Source organism: Priestia sp. P1_B12_1, assembly GCF_056406695.1.
In genome coordinates, this window is record NZ_JBFTZR010000009.1 from 1 (window position 1) to 22060 (window position 22060).

17 protein-coding genes and 1 rRNA gene are annotated in these 22060 nt (G+C 38.4%); 4 read left to right on the top strand and 14 right to left on the bottom strand.

The genetic code is table 11. The features are described 5' to 3' along the window. The 5 genes from AC1D0Y_RS22815 to AC1D0Y_RS22835 form a co-directional block, all read right to left on the bottom strand. A 16S ribosomal RNA gene (locus AC1D0Y_RS22815) occupies positions 1-64 on the bottom strand; the annotation flags it as partial. A 412-nt stretch (positions 65-476) separates the two neighbouring features. Continuing rightward, positions 477-1253 (bottom strand): enoyl-CoA hydratase-related protein, encoded by a 777-nt coding sequence (locus AC1D0Y_RS22820; RefSeq protein ID WP_028410294.1) that lies wholly within the window; start codon positions 1251-1253, stop codon positions 477-479. A 35-nt stretch (positions 1254-1288) separates the two neighbouring features. Next, positions 1289-2821 carry a fatty acid--CoA ligase family protein gene (locus AC1D0Y_RS22825; protein WP_477707935.1) on the bottom strand — a complete coding sequence of 511 codons (1533 nt, stop codon included), beginning with the start codon at positions 2819-2821 and terminating at the stop codon, positions 1289-1291. 169 nt (positions 2822-2990) lie between these two features. Next, the gene (locus tag AC1D0Y_RS22830; protein WP_060745413.1) at positions 2991-3980 is read right to left on the bottom strand and encodes a lipoate--protein ligase; all 990 of its coding nucleotides are present in this window, start codon (positions 3978-3980) and stop codon (positions 2991-2993) included. 15 nt (positions 3981-3995) lie between these two features. Beyond that, complete coding sequence (locus AC1D0Y_RS22835) at positions 3996-4727, bottom strand: MBL fold metallo-hydrolase (RefSeq protein WP_477707936.1); 732 nt, start codon at positions 4725-4727, stop codon at positions 3996-3998. Positions 4728-4955: 228 nt separating this feature from the next. On the opposite strand from AC1D0Y_RS22835, the gene yhfH reads away from it, so the two are divergent. Continuing rightward, the gene (gene yhfH, locus AC1D0Y_RS22840; RefSeq protein ID WP_013055337.1) at positions 4956-5087 is read left to right on the top strand and encodes a protein YhfH; all 132 of its coding nucleotides are present in this window, start codon (positions 4956-4958) and stop codon (positions 5085-5087) included. Between the two features lie 38 nt (positions 5088-5125). Here yhfH and AC1D0Y_RS22845 read toward each other — a convergent pair whose 3' ends face one another. From AC1D0Y_RS22845 to AC1D0Y_RS22855, 3 genes are all read right to left on the bottom strand, one after another. Further along, complete coding sequence (locus AC1D0Y_RS22845) at positions 5126-6709, bottom strand: response regulator (RefSeq protein ID WP_102813512.1); 1584 nt, start codon at positions 6707-6709, stop codon at positions 5126-5128. Then, positions 6687-8507, bottom strand: coding sequence for a cache domain-containing sensor histidine kinase (locus AC1D0Y_RS22850; RefSeq protein WP_225049876.1), 1821 nt, complete (start codon positions 8505-8507; stop codon positions 6687-6689). The genes AC1D0Y_RS22845 and AC1D0Y_RS22850 overlap by 23 nt, the downstream gene beginning before the upstream one ends. 149 nt (positions 8508-8656) lie before the next feature. Next, positions 8657-9946, bottom strand: coding sequence for an ABC transporter substrate-binding protein (locus AC1D0Y_RS22855; protein WP_028410288.1), 1290 nt, complete (start codon positions 9944-9946; stop codon positions 8657-8659). Between the two features lie 280 nt (positions 9947-10226). On the opposite strand from AC1D0Y_RS22855, the gene AC1D0Y_RS22860 reads away from it, so the two are divergent. After that, entirely contained in the window at positions 10227-12395 is a 2169-nt protein-coding gene (locus tag AC1D0Y_RS22860) for a peptidoglycan D,D-transpeptidase FtsI family protein (RefSeq protein ID WP_060745410.1), read from the top strand. Positions 12396-12447: 52 nt separating this feature from the next. Here AC1D0Y_RS22860 and AC1D0Y_RS22865 read toward each other — a convergent pair whose 3' ends face one another. The 5 genes from AC1D0Y_RS22865 to AC1D0Y_RS22885 all read right to left on the bottom strand — a co-directional run bounded on the left by AC1D0Y_RS22865 (position 12448) and on the right by AC1D0Y_RS22885 (position 19138). Then, positions 12448-13017, bottom strand: a complete 570-nt coding sequence (locus tag AC1D0Y_RS22865; protein ID WP_013081690.1) for a TetR/AcrR family transcriptional regulator — start codon at positions 13015-13017, stop codon at positions 12448-12450. A 162-nt stretch (positions 13018-13179) separates the two neighbouring features. Continuing rightward, entirely contained in the window at positions 13180-14601 is a 1422-nt protein-coding gene (gene hemY / locus AC1D0Y_RS22870) for a protoporphyrinogen oxidase (RefSeq protein WP_025751394.1), read from the bottom strand. Positions 14602-14738: 137 nt separating this feature from the next. Beyond that, positions 14739-15671 (bottom strand): ferrochelatase, encoded by a 933-nt coding sequence (gene hemH / locus AC1D0Y_RS22875; protein WP_028410285.1) that lies wholly within the window; start codon positions 15669-15671, stop codon positions 14739-14741. A 97-nt stretch (positions 15672-15768) separates the two neighbouring features. Beyond that, positions 15769-16812: a uroporphyrinogen decarboxylase gene (hemE, locus tag AC1D0Y_RS22880; RefSeq protein WP_013055329.1), complete on the bottom strand. Its 1044-nt coding sequence runs from the start codon at positions 16810-16812 to the stop codon at positions 15769-15771. 196 nt (positions 16813-17008) lie between these two features. After that, positions 17009-19138 carry a transglycosylase domain-containing protein gene (locus AC1D0Y_RS22885; RefSeq protein ID WP_477707937.1) on the bottom strand — a complete coding sequence of 710 codons (2130 nt, stop codon included), beginning with the start codon at positions 19136-19138 and terminating at the stop codon, positions 17009-17011. Between the two features lie 185 nt (positions 19139-19323). Between AC1D0Y_RS22885 and AC1D0Y_RS22890 the strand changes: the two genes are divergently transcribed. Together AC1D0Y_RS22890 and AC1D0Y_RS22895 are read left to right on the top strand one after the other, a co-directional pair. Further along, positions 19324-19830 (top strand): antibiotic biosynthesis monooxygenase family protein, encoded by a 507-nt coding sequence (locus tag AC1D0Y_RS22890; protein ID WP_025751398.1) that lies wholly within the window; start codon positions 19324-19326, stop codon positions 19828-19830. A gap of 83 nt (positions 19831-19913) precedes the next feature. Further along, a complete protein-coding gene (locus AC1D0Y_RS22895; protein ID WP_225049874.1) occupies positions 19914-21302 on the top strand; it encodes a hypothetical protein in 1389 nt (462 codons plus the stop codon). Between the two features lie 47 nt (positions 21303-21349). Here AC1D0Y_RS22895 and AC1D0Y_RS22900 read toward each other — a convergent pair whose 3' ends face one another. Then, entirely contained in the window at positions 21350-22015 is a 666-nt protein-coding gene (locus AC1D0Y_RS22900) for a phosphatase PAP2 family protein (protein ID WP_097825009.1), read from the bottom strand. Between the last annotated feature and the right edge of the window lie 45 nt (positions 22016-22060).

Sequence of the window (22060 nt, forward strand, 5' to 3'; positions counted from 1 at the left end):
CGACTTGCATGTATTAGGCACGCCGCCAGCGTTCATCCTGAGCCAGGATCAAACTCTCCGAAGAAATGTTTGACTTGCTCAATTTAAAAAATAAAAATTAACGTTGGCGTTTGTCGCTTTGTTCAGTTTTCAAAGTTCAACCGCCGCTCTTAAGCGACTTTATCATCTTATCAAGTTTTCAACGTAATGTCAACAACTTTTTAAAATTCTTTTTTTAGCTTCGTTTTTAACGGTATGTCTCAACGACGCTTTATAATAATAAAATATATTTTAACTAAAGTCAACGGTTTTTGAAGAAAAAATTAAAAACTATTATTTATAGACTTGAACAATGACTACTGTACCGTATTATAGTAAATATTATAGGCAAAAGCCAGCTGTAACTTTGCCTTCTTTGTTCCTGCGCTTTTACATATTCTTTTTTATTATTCTTATAGAAGAAACTAAAAAAGAGCTGTCCATTAGACAGCCCTTTCTTATTTCCCTTTAAAACTAGGTCTTCTCTTCTCAGCAAATGCTTGAAGCGCCTCTAAACGATCTTCTGTCGGAATCGTTAACTCATATGCTTTTCGTTCAATTTGCAAACCAGTCTGCAAATCGGCCTTCATTCCTTCTTTGATAGCAAATTTTGCTTGCTGAAGCGCAATTGGCCCATTTTTCAATAAAAGAGAGATAAAAATATCTATTGTTTCTTCTATTTCATATCCGGGAGCCACCTTCGTTACTAGACCACATTCTTTCGCTTCTGATGCTGAGAGACGCTGAGCTGTTAAAATTAGTTCCATTGCTTTTGCTTCCCCAACTAACCGAGGGAGACGCTGTGTTCCTCCTGCGCCTGGTATAATCGCTAAGCTTGTTTCCGTTAAACCCATAAGCGCTTCGGTTGAAGCAACCCGGAAATCACATGCTAAAGCCAGCTCCATTCCTCCTCCAAATGCATATCCATTGATGATTGCTATCGTTGGCTGAGGAAGCTGCTCTATCTTCGAAAACACTTCTCCTATTTTGTAAATATTGCGCTTTACCTCTTGATCAGAAAGGGTTTTACGTTCTTTTAAATCGGCCCCTACACTAAAAGACTTTTCACCTGCCCCTTTAAACGTCACAACTCGAATATCTTTTTGAGTACGAATTCCTTCAATTACTTCTTCCAATTCTTTAAGCATATCGTAATTAAAAGCATTCATTGCTTCCGGACGGTTCAGTATCACATGGGCGACGTGTCCCTTCATTTCATAAGAAATAGATGACATCCTTTCACCACCTCCAACTTGGAATCGCTTTCATTTTATCGCTCCTGGGATACTTGTTGCTTCAGTGCACGCCGTAAAATTTTTCCCGTTGTATTTTTAGGAAGTTCTTTTAAAAATTCAATTTCACTTGGCACTTTATATTTAGCAAGGTGCTCTTTGCAGTAGACAATAAGCTTCTCTTCCGTTATCTCTTGATTATTGCAAACCACGTAACACTTCACACATTCACCTAAGGAAGGATCAGGGACTCCGATAACAGCCACTTCTACAATATCCCGATGCGCATATAGCACTTCTTCTACTTCGCGAGGATAAACATTATATCCTCCTACAATAATTAAATCTTTTTTACGGTCAACGATATAAAAATAACCTTCCTTATCCATTTTTGCTAAGTCACCTGTATACAGCCAACCATCTCGGAGAGCATATTCCGTGTCTTCAGGAAGCTTGTAATACCCTTTCATCACGTTAGGGCCTTTGACGATAAGTTCGCCGACTTGTCCTACTTCTACTTCTTCTCCTAGTTCGTTTACCACTTTATTTTCAACATTCATAATAGATGTGCCTATAGAACCGGCTTTTCTCTCTCGGTCAATCGGATTGAAACACGTCACAGGAGAAGCCTCAGATAATCCATACCCTTCTGCTACCATTACCCCAAACTTACGTTCAAAACTGGTTAGAAGTGCCACCGGCATTGATGCCCCCCCTGATATACAAAGCCTTACCGTGTGAAAGTGCTCTTTTTGCCCTTTGTCATGCTGAAGTAAGAAATTATACATTGTGGGAACGCCGGCAAAAATAGTCGCTTGTCGATTTTGAATTAATTCAAATATAGAAGATGGACTGAATTTTGGTTCAATTAATATCGTTCCTCCATTCATTAAAGGCGCATTCAATGAAACAGTTAAACAAAATACGTGAAACATCGGCAAAGCAGCTACGACTCGGTCATTCCCATTTATACTTAAATAATCTGCTACGTCTTGAGCATTTGAATAAATATTTTTATGTGTAAGCATAGCTCCTTTTGGTTTTCCAGTTGTTCCCGACGTATACAGAATGAGGGCCACATCTTCTTCTTTTAACTCCAGAAAATCATATGTAGCTTCCCCTCTGTTTACAACTTGCGAAAACGTGTGAAAATAAGAAGGTATGTTTTCTACTGTATCTGTCGTTTCACACAAGATAACGTGTTCCAAAAATGGAGCGTGTCCAATGATTTTCTTTAAAATAGGGAGAAGTAAATCAACCGCAATAACTGCTTTTACATCCCCATCCTGAAGCATGTAGCTAATTTCATCCGCTGTGTAAATAGGATTAATGGGTATAACAGTAGCTCCTACTCGAAGAGCACCGTACAATCCAATAACAAAATGAGGCGAGTTGCCGACAATCAAAGCGATATGATCTCCTTTTTTTACACCTAATTGCTTCAGACCATTAGCAAACTTAGATACCGATGCATCAAGATTTGCATAAGATGTTTCCTGGTCCATAAAAACATATGCCGATTTTTGTGGAAATTGCTCAGCTGTTTTATGAAGCTGTGCTGACAAATTCATCTCATAACTTCCTCCTTTTAATAACGAATGAATGAACACCCATTCATTATTAAGTCATAATAATGTAAAAATTCTTACTTCTTCTATTCTATTATAATGTTACTGCTGTTCTATTGACAAGACTCATCTGTTTAAAAAGAAAAAAAGCCTGATATAGCAGACTTTTTTCTTAATAGATTAATTCAACAAACTCTTCTTTTGTAATATTACCAAAATAATGTGGAATATCGATGTCTTCTAAGGCTTGTTCAATAGAAGCTTTTTCATAACGAACACCTGTTAATTTTCCCTGCACTTCCCGGACATCCCCCACTCCAAAGAAATCTCCGTAAATGGTGCAAGCATCGATTTTCCCTTTATTCACTTCTAAACGAACGTCAATTTGTCCCACAGGAAAGCGGTGAGAGTGCTGTAAGTTAAATTTAGGTGATTTTCCATAGTTCCAATCCCATGACTGATAGCGCTCTTTAGAAATTTGATGAATCGTTTCCCAATCTTTTTCCGTTAGTTTATATTCTGTTATATTTTCTTCTCCGTCAAAGATATATCGAAGCAGCATTTCTCTAAACTCTTCCACCGTTACTTTCTGTTCTAAAAATTCGCTGATATTTGCTACTCTATTTCGAATAGACTTAATGCCTTTGGATTCAATTTTATCTTTTTTTACTCTTAACGCTGATACGACGTTTTCAATCTCTGAATCAAAAAGAAGAGTTCCATGGCTGAACATTCTCCCTTTCGTTGAAAACTGAGCATTTCCAGAAATTTTCCGTCCTTCAGCCATTAAATCATTTCGTCCGCTTAGCTCAGCATTAACTCCTAATTTCTTTAACGCTTCCACGACCGGCTCGGTAAACTTTTTAAAATTATGAAAGCTATTTCCATCGTCTTTCGTAATAAAGCTGAAGTTTAAATTTCCTTTATCATGATAAACGGCACCGCCTCCAGACAGACGTCTCACTACATGAATTTGCTGATCTTCAACATATTTTGTATTAATCTCCTCAATGGTGTTCTGGTTTTTCCCAATAATAATAGAAGGTTCATTAATATAAAACAGCAGATATGTCTCATTAATGTCTAGATGCTTAAGCGCATACTCTTCAATTGCTAAGTTAATTCGGGGATCATAGTTTTTTTGATTATCAATAAATAACATTCATTTTCCTCCTTGTTATTCCCATACATATCCTGATTCAGCTAACGTAAGCGTACCTCTATAACGAGCAGCGGCTTCCTCTACTAGCTGTTGATGTTCTCCATAGTGCGGAAGGTGAGTAAGCATGAGGTGTTTGACACTTGCTTTTGAAGCAAGTGTACCGGCTTCTGTACTTGTCATGTGTCCAGCGCCTCTTCCATCCTGATTGGCATAAAAATTACATTCACAAATAAGAAGATCTGCTTCTTCTGAGAAGGAAACAAACTCTTCTAAATAACTAGAGTCCGCTGTGTACACGACAGTTTGATTTCCGGCGCTTATTCTCATGGCATAACAAACGACTGGATGTTTCGTTTTCATAAATTCGATGGTAAAAGGCCCAACTTCAAGTTTTTGACTCAGATCATACTCTACCCCTTTAGTAATTCCTTTATGAGTAAGTTTGTTGAAGCTTTCCTGATCATATGTATGTCCATAAATAGAAAGTTCCTTAACAGCGTTTCCTAGATGAGTCTGAATGAGGCGTGCATATTGAAACACTCCGACATCAGCCACGTGATCATGATGATAATGAGATAAAATCATAGCATCTATTTCTTCTGGCTTTGCATATTTTTGCAGCTGAGCCAATGCACCGCTTCCGCAATCAACAAGTAGCTTAAAACCATCGTGCTCCAATAAATAGCTAGAAGTAGCTTCTGAAACCGCAGGATATCCTCCCCAAAAACCAATAACAGTTACTTTCATTTCAATCACCCTTTCGTACTATTTTTATTACGTTCAGTATACCCTACTTTTTTTTGAAAACTAACTGAAAGGCACTCGTTTCGGTCATTTTATCGAAATAACTCATTGTTATATAACAAATAACCACTTAGAATAGCAAAATAGGCTGAATTGTTATAAAACATAATTGACATTTCATCATCTGTTATAATACAATATTAGTAACAAAAACAACGGAGGGGATTTAAAATGTTAGAAAAAATGACTGAATTTTTCAAAAGATTACCTAATAAAAAGTGCGTAGAATGTGGAAACGACATCGAGGAACAGCATGAGTGCTACGGAAATAAATGCGATCACTGTCTAGATATTATGAAATAAAAAAAGCTGAAACTGTTTTATAACAGTTTCAGCTTTTTTTATACGGTTAAACTGCGATACTCATTTGGCGTAATGCCTTCTACTTTTTTAAACACTTTTCGAAAGTATTTATCATCATGATATCCAATCATATTCGCAATTTCATAGATTTTTAGTTCTTCATTTAGTAAAAGTGATTTGGCTTTATTCATTCTGACTTTCACCATATAATCTGAAATATTTTCTTGAAATTCTTGCTTAAACTTTCTCGAAATGTATTCACGACTTAGATAGAAACGTTCCGATATTTCTTGAAGCTTCACATCTCGATGAAAATTTTGCTGCAAATATTGTTCGATTTCATAAATAACGTCCCGATTGTTTTGCTTGCTATACCTTTTTACTACTTTTAAAAAACGCTTTACTTCACGCTTCTTTCTCTCTACATACTTTGCTAGCTGAAACTGCCCATCTTGGTTATAGAAAAAAGAAAGAACATATTCAGGACTGTTATTTATCGTATAAGGAATGTGATATCTTTTTAACCAATGCTGGCTTAACAGCTGATATTCCTGCTCAAAATGCAGAATTTGCTTTAACGAGAGATAATTTTGCGCTTCAAAAGCTGTGATAATTTCGTTGAATACCGGCAAAAAGGCTTCAAACTTCCCGACTTGCAGCGCTTCTTCAATTTTACTGTTATAGTCCATCATATTTATTAATAAAGCACTTGCTAAAACGTCTTGCTCGCCGTAGACCTTCACTTTATTTTGATCAAGAACATTGCTTAATAAAAGCGAATTTTTCGCATCTTCATAGGATTTCATTAGCTGATCAATAGAAGAAACTTTGCACCCTCTTGCAATCCGACAGCTCACGTCTAACGTACGGCGAATGGCTGTATGTAAAGTCGTCAGTAAAGAGGTTATGCGTTCAAAATCATTCCAAAATATAATGATAATTTCCCACTTATTTGATAAATAACGGAAGGCTACCCCATTTTCTTCTTCCATCAGCATTTCATTGATTACATTTAAAATTGAAAAATAGGCTAAATCCCGGTCACCGCCAAAAGAACGAATGATAGATTCATCTACACGTACAATCCCCACTTCATATTCTCTAGTCAAATGGAAACCAAACTCTTCATAGATTGATTGATTTAGCAAATAATTGTTCATTAACTGCGTCAGTTTTCGATCTCGATAAATCGGCTTCATTTCATTGATTAAACGATAGCTGCTATTATGGACTTTTCTGGACTCTTCTTCTTTCTTCCATTGGGTTACAGCTCGTACAAGCGTATCGTTTAAAATCGAAGGATCCACTGGCTTTAGAATGTAATCCGTACTTCCAAAATGAATAGCTTTACGCATATAGTGGTAGTCATCATACCCTGTTACCACAATCGTTTTGCTAGAAGGTGAATTCTCTTTAATCCACTCCAACAAAGCAATTCCATCGATATTAGGCATCTTCATATCAGTAAAAATGATTTCCGGTCCATGATCCTCGATAAGCGCAATCGCTTGCTCACCGCTATCAGCTTCTATCACATCTGTAATTTCATGCTCTTCCCACTGTCCAAGCAGCTTTATTCCTTCTCTTACATGCTCTTCATCATCCACGATTAATACTTTCATCACTATCCCTCTTTTCTTCAATTGTTGTTAGCTTTATGACAACGGTAAAATCGTGATTTTCTTGACTGCTAATTTGCATTGAAGCATGATCTCCATAGTAGATGCGAAGTCGTTCATAAATGTTTTGCAAGCCAATATGCTCATCTGTTTGATTATACGATTGCTGAAGTCTCATTTTTAATTGATTCAACTCTTGTTGCCCTATCCCTTTTCCGTTATCAGAAACAGTTAGAATCAGTTCTTCACCGCTCAACTCAGCTGAAATCAACAGCTTTCCGCTTCCTATGCGGGTTTCAAATCCATGCTTAAAAGAATTCTCAACAAGAGGCTGCAAAATCATTTTCGGTATTCGCATAAGCTCTGCCTCTTTTTCGATATTTAACTCATACTCAAACTTTGAACCAAACCGCTGCTTTTGCAGACTTAAGAAAGCTTTTACGTGATCGACTTCTTGCTTTAAGCTAACGATATCCTCTTTCATATTCATGCTGTAACGCATAATGTGGGAAAGTGAGGTTAATAAAGAATATACTTCAACTGCTTTATGCTTAAGAGCAAGAGTTCCAATCGATTGAAATGCGTTGTATAAAAAATGCGGATTAATTTGTGACTGCAGCACTTTTAGCTGCGTTGATTTATTTTCTAATTCCAATCGAAATTTACGTTCAATCAAGTCATTAATTGTTTCTACCATAGAGGTAAAATGCCTTCCTAAAACACCAAATTCATCGTTTCCAAGCGACTTAAACCGCACCTCAAATGATCCTTTTTCCACTTCTTTCATATTGCGAATCAATACGTTAATCGGCTGTGTAAAACGTACTGATATAAAAAGGGTAGCGATAACGAGCATACACAAAAATGGTAGGCCAATTAATACATTCATAAGTGCTGTCTTTCTTGCATCCTCATATAAAACACTGTAAGGAATTCGTTTCACAATGTACAAGTCCTCAAAGGGCTGTTTAAGCTTTTCATACATTAATACGCCTGAGAAGCTTTTATCTTCCCATTCCATGCTATGGTCTTTTTGAGAAGTAAGCGCCTTCACCCACGCGTAGTTTTCATTTTTTCCAATAACCTTTGAATCAGAGGAATACAAAACCTTCCCTTTATTGTTCATTAAATAAAAATCTTCTGACTCTTCATTATATAGACGCTGCGATATAGATTGAATTTGTGTCATATTAATGTCTAAAGATAGATAAGCTAACAACTTGTCTGATGGAATCTCATCAATCCGCTGATGAAAGCTAATCACTTGATTCGGCAGTGAATCAATTAACGTTGATAAATTATTGTAGCTATAAATTTCATGGGTAGGCTCAATCACAAGAAATTTATGATTTTTATTTAAATAAGAATAGTAAGGCTGAGTGTAAATATCATCGTACTTCCCTCTGCTGCTCACTTTCGAATTGTAAGCTGTATATGAGTCATGCCCGTTTTCAATGTAAAGATGGAGCTGTTCAATCTCTGGACGAGTATTATATAAATAAAGAAGAGTTCGTGATATTTCCAGTTGATTGGCTCCTAAGTCACTTGATACACCTTCATCTAACACCTTAATAAATGGGTGATAGCCGTACAGCCTTTTTGTAATATTAGCAATTTCATTTAAGTAATCGCTCAAATCATTGCTTCCGTTTTTAATAACTTGATAGTTGGTAGAAATAAATCGATTCTTAACCGTTTCTTTGGTGTACTGATACGTAAAAATCGTTGAAATTAAAAATGGAATAACCGTTGCGAATAAGAAAAACAAAATTAATTTCTTGCGTATGCTCCAGCCTTTCACAAATAACCTCCTTTGACTAATGTCATACATTATGACTATTATTATACATTAAAAGCGCTTTCAATTGACTATTATTTTTTCATAGCTATGAATCTAACCAGCTATTTTTTCACATCAAAAAGTCCGCGTTTTCCACGCGGACTTTTTGTTTATTTTTTCATTTTTGCCCAAATTGTATCTAATTTCTTCATAAACTCTTCTTCCGTCATTTGCTTGCCTGCGTAAGACTGCATTGCTGCGCCCACTTCTTGAACCGTTCCTTCCGGATACTTAAACCAGTTCCAAGATAATGTTTTACCTTCTTCAGAATATTTTAAGATATCATCAGATAAAGAATCGATTCCTTTTCCATCGATGTTTTTGAACGCTGGAATGAACTTGAACTTTTCAACTAAGAATTTTTGACCCTCTTTAGAAGAAACCATCCAATTTAAGAATTCCTTTGCTGCTTTTTTATCTGCATCTGGCGCATTTTTGTTCACTACCCAGTTATTTGGAACTCCGATTGCTAATTTATCATTTTTCTTTGCATCGTTGCTGATTGGCATTGGAATAAAGCCCATTTTCATGTCCGGATTAATTTTGGTAATCATATTTACCGTCCAGTTACCTTGTTGCATCATTGCTGTTTCACCAGAAGCAAACTGAGTAACTTGTGTATTGTAGTCTGTCGTTAGTGGATTTTTATTTCCATACTTTAACGTTAAGTCGAACAGATTCATAAATTGCTTAAACGTTTCATTGCCTTCAAATTTTGCTTTTCCTTCGTTTAGACCTTTAATAAACGCATCTGGATCGTCTTGCTGTGCCATTGGAATATTAAATAAGTGGTTACCTAGCACCCACCACTCGCCGTATCCATTAGAAAATGGCGTAATTCCTTTTGCTTTAAGCTTCTTAGAAGCTGCTTCTAATTCGGACAGCGTTTTAGGTAATTCTTTAACGCCTGCTTTTTCAAATAAATCTTTATTATAAATAAAACCATAACCTTCTAAGTTTAGCGGCTGACCATAAATTTTCCCGTCCATTGTCATCGGTTCTTTGGCGATATCATACAGATTATCTACCCACGGCTGATCAGATAAATCTTCCAATTTATCCTTCCACGTTTGCGCTTCTTGGAACCCTCCATTGTTAAAGATATCAGGTTCATTTCCAGAGGCAAACTGTGCTTTTAATGCTGCACCATAGTCCGCGCCTCCGCCGACTGTTTGGATGTTAAACTTTACGTTTGGATGTTCTTTTGTATATTCATCCGTTAATTCTTTCAGCTGATCTGCAATTTCCACTTTGAACTGGAACATATCAATAACAACTTGATCACCTGAGCCTGTTGATTTACTTGCTTTTGAATCCGTACCTGAGTTTGAACATGCTGTCGCAAATAAAAGTGATGTTGCTAACACGCCAGACATTATTGAAAGCCTTTTCATTTTCATTCGTTTTGCCCCCCTTGATATCTATCTCTCTTTATTTTACCGATTCTAGGACATTTGAACAGGTAACAATATTGAACAACCGAGTGGAAAATATTGAACACCCCCTTCAGCACCCTTCGACAGGTCTCTCTTCTTCTGCAAAAATTTCTATAAATTTTTTGTCTGTTTTATTCCACCTAATAACATTTATAGACAAAATTATGTTAATATGTAGAGTGATAGATTCATAAGAAAATTTATGAATTTTTTTAACTTGTATAAACAAAGTGAAGGGGTTTACATGAAAACTAAAAAGCGCAAAAAAACACATGTCTCATTTCGAATTAACTGGCTGTTTATTGTGGTTTTCCTGCTTTTTTCTGCACTCATTTTACGATTAGGCTTCGTACAGATCGTGTACGGAGAGAACTATAAACGAGAAGTTGAAAAAACAGAAGATGAAACGGTAGATTCACCGGTTCCTCGCGGAAAGATGCTAGACCGCTATGACCGCGTTATCGTGGATAATAAACCGTTGAACGCTGTCACGTACACGCGTTTGAAAGGCGTCACTCAAGAAGACAAGCTAAAAGTAGCTAAAAAGCTTGCCACTCTTATTGATGTTCCTGTTACAACAGATGTGTTTGGCAAATCGGATAAAAAGAAAGATAAAAATACGATTAAGCTAACAGAACGCGACTTAAAAGATTACTGGATTGCAACTCATCCAAAAGCAGCTGCACAAAAAATTACCGCAGCGGATAAGCAAAAAGTAAAAGAAGGTCAACTTTCTGAAGATGATTTATATCCTCTTCAGCTAAAGCGCATCACAAAAAATGAACTTTTATCGGTGAAAGATGACCTTGAAGTGATTGCCATTAAAAGCAAGATGGAAGGCGGCTACGCGTTAACTGCTCAAATTATTAAAAGCGGCTTAACCGATAAAGAGCTTGCCGTTATTAGTGAACAATTAGGGAACTTGCCAGGCGTTGATACAACAACTTACTGGGACCGTATGTATACATACGACGACTTACTTAGCACGCTGCTTGGTAAAATCACATCAGCTGATGAAGGATTGCCAAGCGAAAACTTACAGTACTACTTGTCACACGGCTACAGCCGTAATGACCGAGTAGGAAAAAGTTATTTAGAAAAACAGTACGAAGACGTTCTTCGCGGTCAAAAAGCTCGCGTGCAAAACGTAACGGACCGCTCGGGCAACTTAGTTAGTCAGGAGACCGTTACAGAAGGTCAGCGAGGCAGTGACTTAATTTTAACAATTGATATGGAGCTGCAAAAGCAAGTCGAAGATGCTTTAACAAAAGCTGTCACTTCTGGAGACAGAGGAACACGATTAATGGATCGAGCGTTTGCTATTATGATGGACCCTCACACGGGAGACATTTTAGCGATGGGCGGAAAACAGCTTGTTACTGATAAGCAAACCGGAGCACGTAAAGTACAAGACTTTGCTCTTGGTAACATGACAACTTCTTATGAAGTAGGGTCCGCAGTTAAAGGAGCGACCGTTCTAGCAGGACTTGATTCAGGGGCTATTCAGCCCGGTACGGTTTTTTACGATGCGCCGATGAAGTTTGCTGGAGGAACAATTAAAAAATCGTCTCACCCAATTGGAGCAACAGGTATTCAAAAAGCTTTGGAACAATCATCAAACGTGTTCATGTACCGCACGGTTATGAGCATGGCTGGTGAAACGTACCGCCCTGGCGGTAAACTGAACATTCCACCGTCTATCTTTAACAAGCTGCGCTCATACTATAGCCAGTTTGGTCTTGGAATTTCAACGGGCATCGAATTAGAAAACGAATCAACGGGTATTCGTAATACCGTAACAAACGAACCAGGTAAAGCACTGGATTTTGGTATTGGACAGTATGATACGTACACACCGCTTCAGCTTGTTCAGTACATCTCAACGATTGCTAACGGTGGATATCGCATGAAACCGCACTTAGTAAAAGAAATCCGCGAGCCTGAGCTTGATAGCGAGCTAAAAGGAAGTATTCAAAGTTCTGTTGAACCGGAAGTGTTAAATCGTATTACGATGAGCCAATCAGAAATTGAAATTGTTAAACAAGGTTTCCGTCGCGTAGTCACAAATGGAACTGGTAGAGCTCTAGGAAACGGAACAGCATATGCAAAATACAACATTGCTGGTAAATCAGGTACAGCTGAAACCTTCAACAAAGGCGTAAGCGTACGTAACTCTACATTCGTTTCATACGCGCCTTATGATAACCCGGAAGTAGCAGTAGCGGTTGTTATCCCTTCTGCTTATGTAGCCGGAACTTCGAATTCATTAAGCAAACAAGTTACTGGTGAAGTTATTAAAGCTTACTTCGACCTTAAGAAACAAGGCGAAAAAGAAGTAGAGCAAAAAGAAGAAGATGCAAAAACAGGAAATACAGAATTAAACGGCGTAAAAAAAGATGATAATGAACAATAAAAAAGGTCTCGTCATGAGACCTTTTTTGTTTTTTCTATGAAAAAAGCCCATCTCACTGAGACAGACCGCGTAAAAAGTATAGTTCAATTAATTCAGCAATTTTTTCTTCTGAAAGCGGCTCATGCCGTTTTTCCCAATCATAGACGAGTGCAATGTACATTTTAAATAATAAAAAAGCTGTGAGCTCCGGGTTGCACGGTTTGATTTCTTTTTTAGAAATCGCAATTTCGATTTTGTTTTTTATATAAGTCAAAATCTCTTCTTCTACTCGCACCAGCACTTCTTGCACTGCTGTAGTGCCTAACTGCTGTTCCTGTACCAGCTTCAGCATGAGCTGATGCTCGGTGCGGAATTCTAAGATTCGAAAAATAGCTGCTTGGGCATTTTCAAAAAAAGGACGGTTGCTATCAATGACAGTTTCAGCTGCATCTGTCATTTCTCGAATCATTCGTGTAACAATTTCATCGAATAACTCTTCTTTGTTTTTAAAAAAAGTATAAATCGTTCCTTTTCCCACATTTGCAAGCTTCGCCACTTGCTCCATAGTCGTTGCTTTATATCCAAACAGCGCAAATGATTTTGACGCTGCATCAACAACTGATTGCTTTCGGTCTATCGCCACGTTATCCCCTTCTTTCTGACCGAATGAATATTTCGGTCAACAAGTACGGTTTTACTATAGCACAAGTTTCTTTTGCTTTTCAACCACAATCTCTTCTCTTAGTATAACCTTTCTCTACAGGTAGTAGACAAAAAAGCGGAGCATTGATTCACCGCTCCACTTCTACAGTTGCTGCACATATTTAACCGCTTTTTTAGCCACATCTTCTCCTTGCTCTACACATTCCGGTATACCCAGACCTTCGTATGAGCTTCCCGCTACATAAAGACCGGCAAGCTCTTTTTCAAGCTGTTCGTTCATCGTATCTAGCATATCGTGATGTCCGACCGTATACTGAGGCATTGACTGCTTCCATCTCGTTACCGCGTAGAATTCGGGCTCAGCAGAAATGGTGATGAGCTTCTTCAAATCCTCCAGGACAATTTTAAAAATTTCATCGTCAGGCTGATCCACTACAGCTTCATCCCCGGTTCGTCCAACCAAACATCTCAGCAGCACTTTTCCTTCCGGAACCGCATGCGGCCACTTTTTATTTAGCCATGTACACGCCGTAATCGTGTAATCGCTATTTCTTGAAACGGCGATGTTCATTGCATCTAGATTGTCTTGCAGCGCTTCTTGTGCAAAGGCTATCACAACAGTAGCTACTGAAGTGGAAGGCATATGCTTCAACGGTTCGAATATTTTATATTCCGAAAGCATAGACTGAGCAGCTGCATGAGGAGAAGTTACAATAACGCTGTCTGCTTTTATGACTTTCCCGCTATTTAACGACAATTCATATGCGGTATCTTCTTTATAAATTTTCTCTACTTTTATTCCTTTTGTAATAATATCAGGATCTATTGCTTTTTCTACCCCATCTACTAGCGATTGAAGACCTTCTTTTAATGTTAAAAAGACACTATTTTTTTTGAACTCCGAATCATCACCGTGCTGTGGGTGAATTTCTTTTAGCTTTTTCATTCCAACAATTAAGCTTCTGTACTTATGTTCAGCATGCAGAAACTGTGGAAATGTTGATCGTAAACTCAAGCGATCAACGTCTCCTGCGTAAATTCCTGATAATAGAGGCTCAATTAAATTTTCAACAACTTCATCACCAAACCGTCTTCTAAAAAACACGCCTAGCGAACGGTCATCCTGATTTTTTGTCTTCGGTATAAAAAAATCAGCTGCTGCGCGCAGCTTGCCAACAGGTGAAAATAACCCTGTTGTGATAAAAGGAGATAACTTGGTTGGTATCCCCATTACAGCACCATCAGGCAGCGCATGCGGTGTATCTTTTACTAGAATATAGGATTTTCCTTTTTCATTTCCGACTAGCTCCCTGCCTAGCCCTACTTCTTTTGCCAGTTTTGTAGCAGCTAGCTTACGCGCTAAAAATGAATCCGGACCTTTTTCAAATAAATACCCGTCTCGTTTGACCGTTTGAATTTTTCCACCAAGCCGATGCGTCGCTTCTATTAGTTGAAGGTCAATTGGCAGCTGATGATCCTTTATTTTTTTTTGCAAATAATAGGCAGCTGAAAGACCTGTTATTCCTCCACCGATGATGACAACCTTTTTTCGTCTATCCGTCATGTTATCATCGCCTTTTCTGTAAAATTCAATATAAAGAGAAGCGATTATGGAAATCCATAGCTCGCTTCTTACTTTTCTCTATATTGATTATAAGTTACTTTTCATCCCTGTTCAACGTACAAAGAATCTATATTGACTTAACGGGCAATCTGTTTTAACACAACTGTAGCCAACCCATCGATAAATTCAGGCTGTGCATTGGGCATTTCGGGGCGGTAATAATCAGCCCCAATTTCATCTGTCACCACTTTGCATTCATAGTCGTTATCATAAAGTACTTCTAAGTGGTCTGCGATAAATCCAACCGGAGTATACACGAACGATGTATAGCCTTTTTCTTCGTGCAATTCTCTTGTTAAATCTTGTACGTCCGGACCAATCCATGGTTCTGGCGTATTTCCGGCACTTTGCCAGCCAATTTCATAATGTTCAATACCAGCTGCTTGTGCAATTAAATCCGCTGTTTCTTGAAGCTGATTTGGATATGGATCTCCTGCTGCAATAATTTTTTCCGGCAAGCTATGCGCAGAAACAATCAACACGGCTTTTTGGCGTTTCTTTTCGTCTATTAAATCAAACGTTTGTTTAACACGTGTAGCCCAGTACTGAATGAACTTTGGCTCACTGTACCAGCTTTCTACTGAATGAATGATTGGTCCTCCTAATTTTTCAGCCGTTTCTTTGGCGCGCCCATTATAGGATTTTACGCTAAACGTTGAAAAGTGAGGTGCAAGCACAATGCTCACCGCTTCTTTAATCCCGTCTTTATGCATCGCTTCTACTGCATCTTCAACGAACGGTTCAATATGCTTTAAGCCAAGATACGCTTTAAATTCAATTTCGTCCTGTACTTCATTCAAGCGCTTTTCCAGACTTTCCATTTGCTGTTGCGTAATTTTTGCAAGAGGTGAAATGCCCCCGATTGCTTCGTAGCGGTTTTGTAAATCTTCTAAGGCTTCCGGTGACGGTTTACGTCCGCGGCGGATATGTGTATAGTAACGTTCAATATCTTCTTCTTTATATGGCGTTCCATATGCCATTACAAGTAATCCCATTACTTTTTTACTCATGTGTTCGACACCTCTTTGTTAGATTCAATACTTGTCTTCATTTTGCCATGAATAAAAAGAAAAATTCAAAGTTTAGCGCTCCAAATTATTTGACAATTTATTGTCTATTTGCAGAATATTCATGAATAAAGGTTGTTAAACGCTTTAACGTTTCCGGCTGAACCTGTGGAAAAACGCCGTGCCCCAAGTTAAAGATGTAACCAGGACTGGCCATCCCTTTATCTAATATTTCTGTTACACGTTCTTCAATAACTTCCCATGGAGCTAACAAAATAGCAGGATCTAAGTTTCCTTGCAGCGTTTTTGTTAAGCCTAATGCACGTGCTTCATCCAGCTGTGTTCGCCAATCTAATCCCACTACATCCAGCGGCAGATCATGCCATTCTTTTGCCAAATGACTTGCCCCTACTCCAAACATAATGAGCGGTACATTTTTTTCACGTAAAGAGGTGAAAATTCGCTCCATAACAGGTTTTATAAAGTAACGATAATCCGCTACATTTAAAGCACCTACCCATGAATCAAAGATTTGAATGGCTTTTGCCCCAGCGTCAATTTGCGCTTTTACATATGTAATCGTCATATCTGCTAACTTATCCATTAGTGCAAACCATGCTTTAGGTTCCGTATACATAAATGCTTTTGTTTTATTGTAATTTTTTGAAGGTCCTCCTTCAATCATATAGCTTGCCACTGTAAAAGGAGCACCCGCAAAGCCAATTAGAGGTACGTTTAACTGTTCTGTTGTTAACAGCTTAATCGTATCTAATACATACGGAACATCTTCTTCCGGCGTAATTTCTCCTAGTTTTTCTACATCGCTTAAAGATTGAATTGGATTAGAAATTACAGGACCAATTCCTGACTTGATTTCAACATCCACTCCAATTGAAGGAAGCGGTGACATTATATCTTTATATAAAATAGCTGCATCCACTCCGTACTGTTCAACGGGCAGGCGTGTTACGTATGCCCCAAGCTCCGGCTGATGAGTGATTTCAAATAAAGAGTACTTCTCTTTTAGCTTTCGGTATTCCGGCTGTGAACGCCCTGCTTGGCGCATATACCAAACCGGAACATGATCCGTTTTTTCCCCTCTACAGGCTTTTAAAAAAGTATCGTTAAACGTTCCTTGACTCATAATTTCCACCTTTCTCGATTGTCTTCCATCCGTATTTTCTTCGATTAGACAGACAATAATCAGCAAAGGAACATACCGGTTCCTCTACTGATTAAAGTTTCACGTTATATTCTCTACTTGTCACTATACCCATTTCTTTACGACTTGTATAGCCACCTGCTAAAAATGTCAAAAATTCGCCCTACTCTTCCTTTTTTTATTGAAAAAGAGCAGGTGTTACTTCGTTGGATTTTTTTCCTTTTTGTTTTGTTTGGGAATTGTAAGGAACTACATAATAAGTAGGACTGTCGAGCAGATTCACACGCTCTTTTTCAAATGCTCCTTTTCCCTTCACTTTGCCAATTACTTCGGCTTTATCTCCTTTTTTCTCATAAACATAATAAACAGCTCTTTTATCAGGTGAAGGTGTCCACGATAAATTTACCGTTAGCAAACCAAATGGATGGAATGTTAATTCTTGTTTTAAATCTTTAACTTGCTCTAAGCGTATTGGTTTTGGCAAATCTTTAACGCCTGCTGGCTTTTGAAATGCAGCTTCGTCGTAACCAGCTCTTGTGAGAATGTCTTTAAATAATAGAGTCGGATAAGAACTTCCTTTTGTTAAATAATGCTGGTCATTTGTAGAATCATATCCCATCCACACGCTTCCTACAACATCTGGCGTATATCCAACGAACCAAGCATCCCTTGTGGCTCCTTTAACATTCGTATACGAAGTAGACCCTGTTTTTCCTGCTAACTCTCCTTTAAACTCTCCATTTTTTGCCGTTCCTTCTTTAACAACTCCTTGAAGCATCTTTGTCATATACCAAGCCGTTTGTTTTGAAAATGCTTTGTGAGTGTCGAGAACAGCTTTTGCAATTACTTTTCCGTCTTGATCTTTTATTTCTTGAATAAAGTACGGTTGGATGTTTTCTCCGTTTTCAGCAAATGCCCGGTACGCTCCTGCTAATTGAAGCGGTGTAATGCCTTCCTTTAATCCTCCAAGAGCAATCGCAAGCCCTTTATCTTCTAAAGGAACTCCTAGCTTTGTGAGATACTGCTTACTTGTTTCAACTCCTAGCTGATTCAATGTCCAGACAGCAGCTGCGTTTTTAGAATCTTTTAGGGCATCGTACATCGTTACCTTTTTAGCATATTGACCGTCTACATTTTTAGGTGTGTATCCCCCGTAGCTTCTAAGCTTGTCTTGCAGCAAAGAATAAGGCTTGAATTGACCTTCTTCTAACGCAGGGCCATATACTGCAATAGGTTTCATCGTAGAACCTGGCTGTCTTTTGACATTTACGCGATTGAGCGATTTTTGTACATAATCTCGTCCTCCCATAACAGATAAAACTCCTCCGCTTTTGTTATCCACTAATACAAAAGCACCTTGGGCACTGTTATCTGTACCTGGAAAATAACGATTTTCTTTCATTAACTCGTAGGCGGCTTCTTGTACTTTTGTACTCATCGGTACTTTGACCGTATAACCGCCGCGCAGAAGCTCATTGCTCGAAATGCTGTATTTCTTCTCTGCTTCTTGAATGACCATATCGATATAGGTTAAATACGCTGGGTTTTTAGCCTGTTCCTTTACGTTCAACCCCAGCGTTCTTCCTTGCAAACGGACATTTTTTTCAGCCGATAAATAACCTGCTCTTTGCATGGCATTTAACACAACATTCCTACGTTCTATACTTTTTTCTGGATGTAAAATAGGAGAATAAGAATTCGGTGCTTTTGGCAGTGCAGCGAGCAGTGCACCTTCTTCTACCGTTAATTCGGAGACATCTTTATTGAAGTAAAGCTTGGATGCAGCTTGGATTCCATAGGCTCCGTGTCCAAAGTATATTTGGTTCAAATACATTTCAAGCAGTTTTTGCTTGCTGTAACGCTGCTCCAAGTTAATGGCCACCACTACTTCTTTTGTTTTTCTAAGCAGCGTTTTATCATTAGATAAAAACACATTTTTAGCCAGCTGCTGTGTTAAAGTACTTCCTCCTTCAACACTTCCTCCAGCCAATATATCTCGGTATAATGCTCGACCAATAGATTTAAAATCGATTCCGTGGTGTTCATAAAAACGAACGTCTTCAATTGAAATAAATGCTTGTTGCACATGCTTTGGAATCTTATCAATTGAAACCAAGTCTCGATTTTTCACATAGAGCTTTGTTAATTCATCTCCATTTTCGTCCACTAACCTCGTAGCCGAGTCCATGACAATCTTTTTCTCATCAATTACATAGTTTCCAAGAAACAAGATGATAATATATCCAATCAATCCTAATAGAAAAATTCCAACTAAGGCAGCAATTGCGTATAAGCCTTTTTTGTACATCGTGCCACCCCTTTTCTTTCGCTAAACTTTTGATAATATGGAAAACAACTTCATCAATGTTTTACTTTACCATCTTCATTAGAAGTTCACAATTTTTGAATTTTTGTGTGTAAAATTTTATAATTTTAGTATGATTTACAATTGTAAATTGTATGCAATTCCCAATTAGAAAGGAAGTATAGTCCATGAAGATCTTTATTACTTACGGAACAGGCCCTTACCTTCAGAAGTTGATCGACGAACATCCGAGTGAACGTTTGTTACTGCTTCACAAAGATGACGATCAATTTGCACTAGTTCACGAAACAGATGGAGATACAATTTTTAAAGAAGGACATGCTTATGAGGTATTAGATGCTTCTGGAGATCTTGCAGATAGCGGATTTGCTGTACTAAATAATATTTCAGTTACAGATGAAGGCCGTCCTTTATTTGAACAGCGATTTAGCCAACGAGCTCGTTTAATTGAAAATGAAGAAGGCTTCTCAGCTATTCGTGTGCTTCGTCCACTGCAAAACGACACATACATTATCTTTACAGGATGGAAAGATGAAAGTTCATTTAGCGATTGGCAGTCTTCAAAAGCCTATAATGAAGCACACAAAAAACGCGGTACGTCAGAAGGCGTGGATCAGCAGCCATCGATTTTCTCTCGCCCTTCTTATGTGACCTCATACCACGTAGTTAAATAAGTAAACATCCTCCTAGTAGGCGAGTATCACAATAGGCACAAACGTCATATTGTATACTATATCACCTATTGGGAGGAATTTTTATGGGCATAGAGCTTGGAGCTCTTCATTGGATGTATGTCCTTTTTATCGCCTTCATTATCGGTTTTATGATTATGCGGCGAGATACGAGTATCCTTTGTATACTCGGGATTTTTTTGCTTTCCTTAACGGCTACCTCTTCGTTAAGCCACTCCGTCAGCGCTGTTTTTTCCAGCTTCATTTATGCCATTACAGAACTGCTTCCTACCATTTTAATTATTTCAATTATTGTATCCATGAGTAAAGTCTTAATGGCTACAGGAATAAATGAATCGATGATTTCACCTTTTGCTCGCCTCATTAAAACGCCTGCTCTTGCCTATTGGGTTATTGGATTAGTTATGATGACCATCTCCTATTTTTTCTGGCCTTCTCCAGCCGTTGCTTTACTTGGAGCCGTGCTTTTACCAGTGGCCATCCGCGTAGGGCTTCCAGCTATAGGCGTAGCTGTAGCGATGAATTTATTCGGCCACGGCGTTGCGCTTTCAGGAGACTTTGTTATTCAAGCTGCTCCTAAGATAACAGCTGACGCAGCAGGTCTTCCAGTTCACGAGGTGGTTCAAGCAAGTGTCCCTCTGGTCATCGTGATGGGAGTTGTTACGACACTCTCTGCTTTTTACTTTTTAAAACAAGATATGAAGCACAATAGAATTCACGCTCAACCGAAAATGTTAACAAGCAGTTCTTCTGTCCAATCCACACCTCTTTCTTCTTCAGTACGCCGGGCTTTAGCCATTATAGTTCCCCTTTTCTTTGCTATAGACGTAGGGGCAATGTTCGCCCTTCATTTACAGGGAGGAGATGCAACTGCTCTCGTTGGTGGCACAGCTCTATTTATTTTAGTGGTGGTTTCACTTATTGCTCACAAAGGAAAAGGTCTCGAACAAACAACTTCCTACTTGATTGAAGGCTTGCAGTTTGGTTTTAAAGTATTCGGTCCCGTTATTCCCATTGCAGCTTTTTTCTATTTAGGAGATGCTGGATTCACAACAATCATCGGTGACTTTCTTCCGAAAGGATCACATGGACTTGTAAATGACCTAGGCGTTGCGCTTGCTTCCACTGTGCCGTTAACCGCACAGGTCGCCACTGTAACGATAACTGCTCTAGGAGCTATTACCGGATTAGACGGTTCAGGCTTTTCAGGCATTTCACTTGTAGGCTCTGTCTCTCATTTATTTGCATCTGCTTTAGGATCGGGCGCTGCCACCCTAACTGCTTTAGGGCAAATTGCTGCGATTTGGGTTGGAGGAGGCACGTTGATTCCATGGGCATTGATTCCAGCTGCGGCGATTTGCGGAGTCAGTCCGTTTGAACTCGCCAGACGTAATTTAAAACCTGTAGCGATTGGATTAGTCGTTACAACAATTGTCGCGATGTTCTTAGTTTAAACAAAAGCCCCCTTCTTTTTATGAAGGGGGCTATATGTATATATTTTTTACATGCCTTTTGGAAACTCTTTTTCCGCTGAAGGCTTTACATACGCATAAACAAGCGTATAGAAGAAAATGCCTACAATAAGCCACATAAGCCCTAAGCTGTAGCCAGCTAAGACATCTGTTAAAAAATGTTCTCTTAATAGAATACGGCTCACACCTATTAATAAAACAATTAAAGTAATTGCAAGCTGATACCGCTTGGCTACCTTTTGACTGTTCATATGCTTTGTGAGAAAAAAGATAATCAGACCATAAATAAGAATTCCCATCATCGCATGGCCGCTTGGAAAACTGTAGCCTTCGATGCCTTCAAGAGGACGCCCTCGTTCTACCGCATCTTTAACTGCTTTATTAATAATATCACCGCTTAAAATAAATAAAAATGCCGATATCATACCGATATAGTCCTTTTTAAAAAATAAAAAAACGAGAAGTACAGCTAAAAGAACCATAATCATCACTTTTGAAGCTAAAAAAGACAAGCCATGAAAAACAGATGACGCTGACTGAAGAACAGTGCTGTCATCTATAGCTGAAACAAGCCAGTGGTCTCCTTGAAAAGAATCTGTCGACACAACAAACAACACGCCTAAAAAAACGAGACCTGCCCCCCCAAACACCCACATCAATTTTTTGTACAGAGATACAGTTTGTGAATCTACCATATCGTTACCTCCTATTATCTCATGAGAAAATTGGTAAAAAACTCA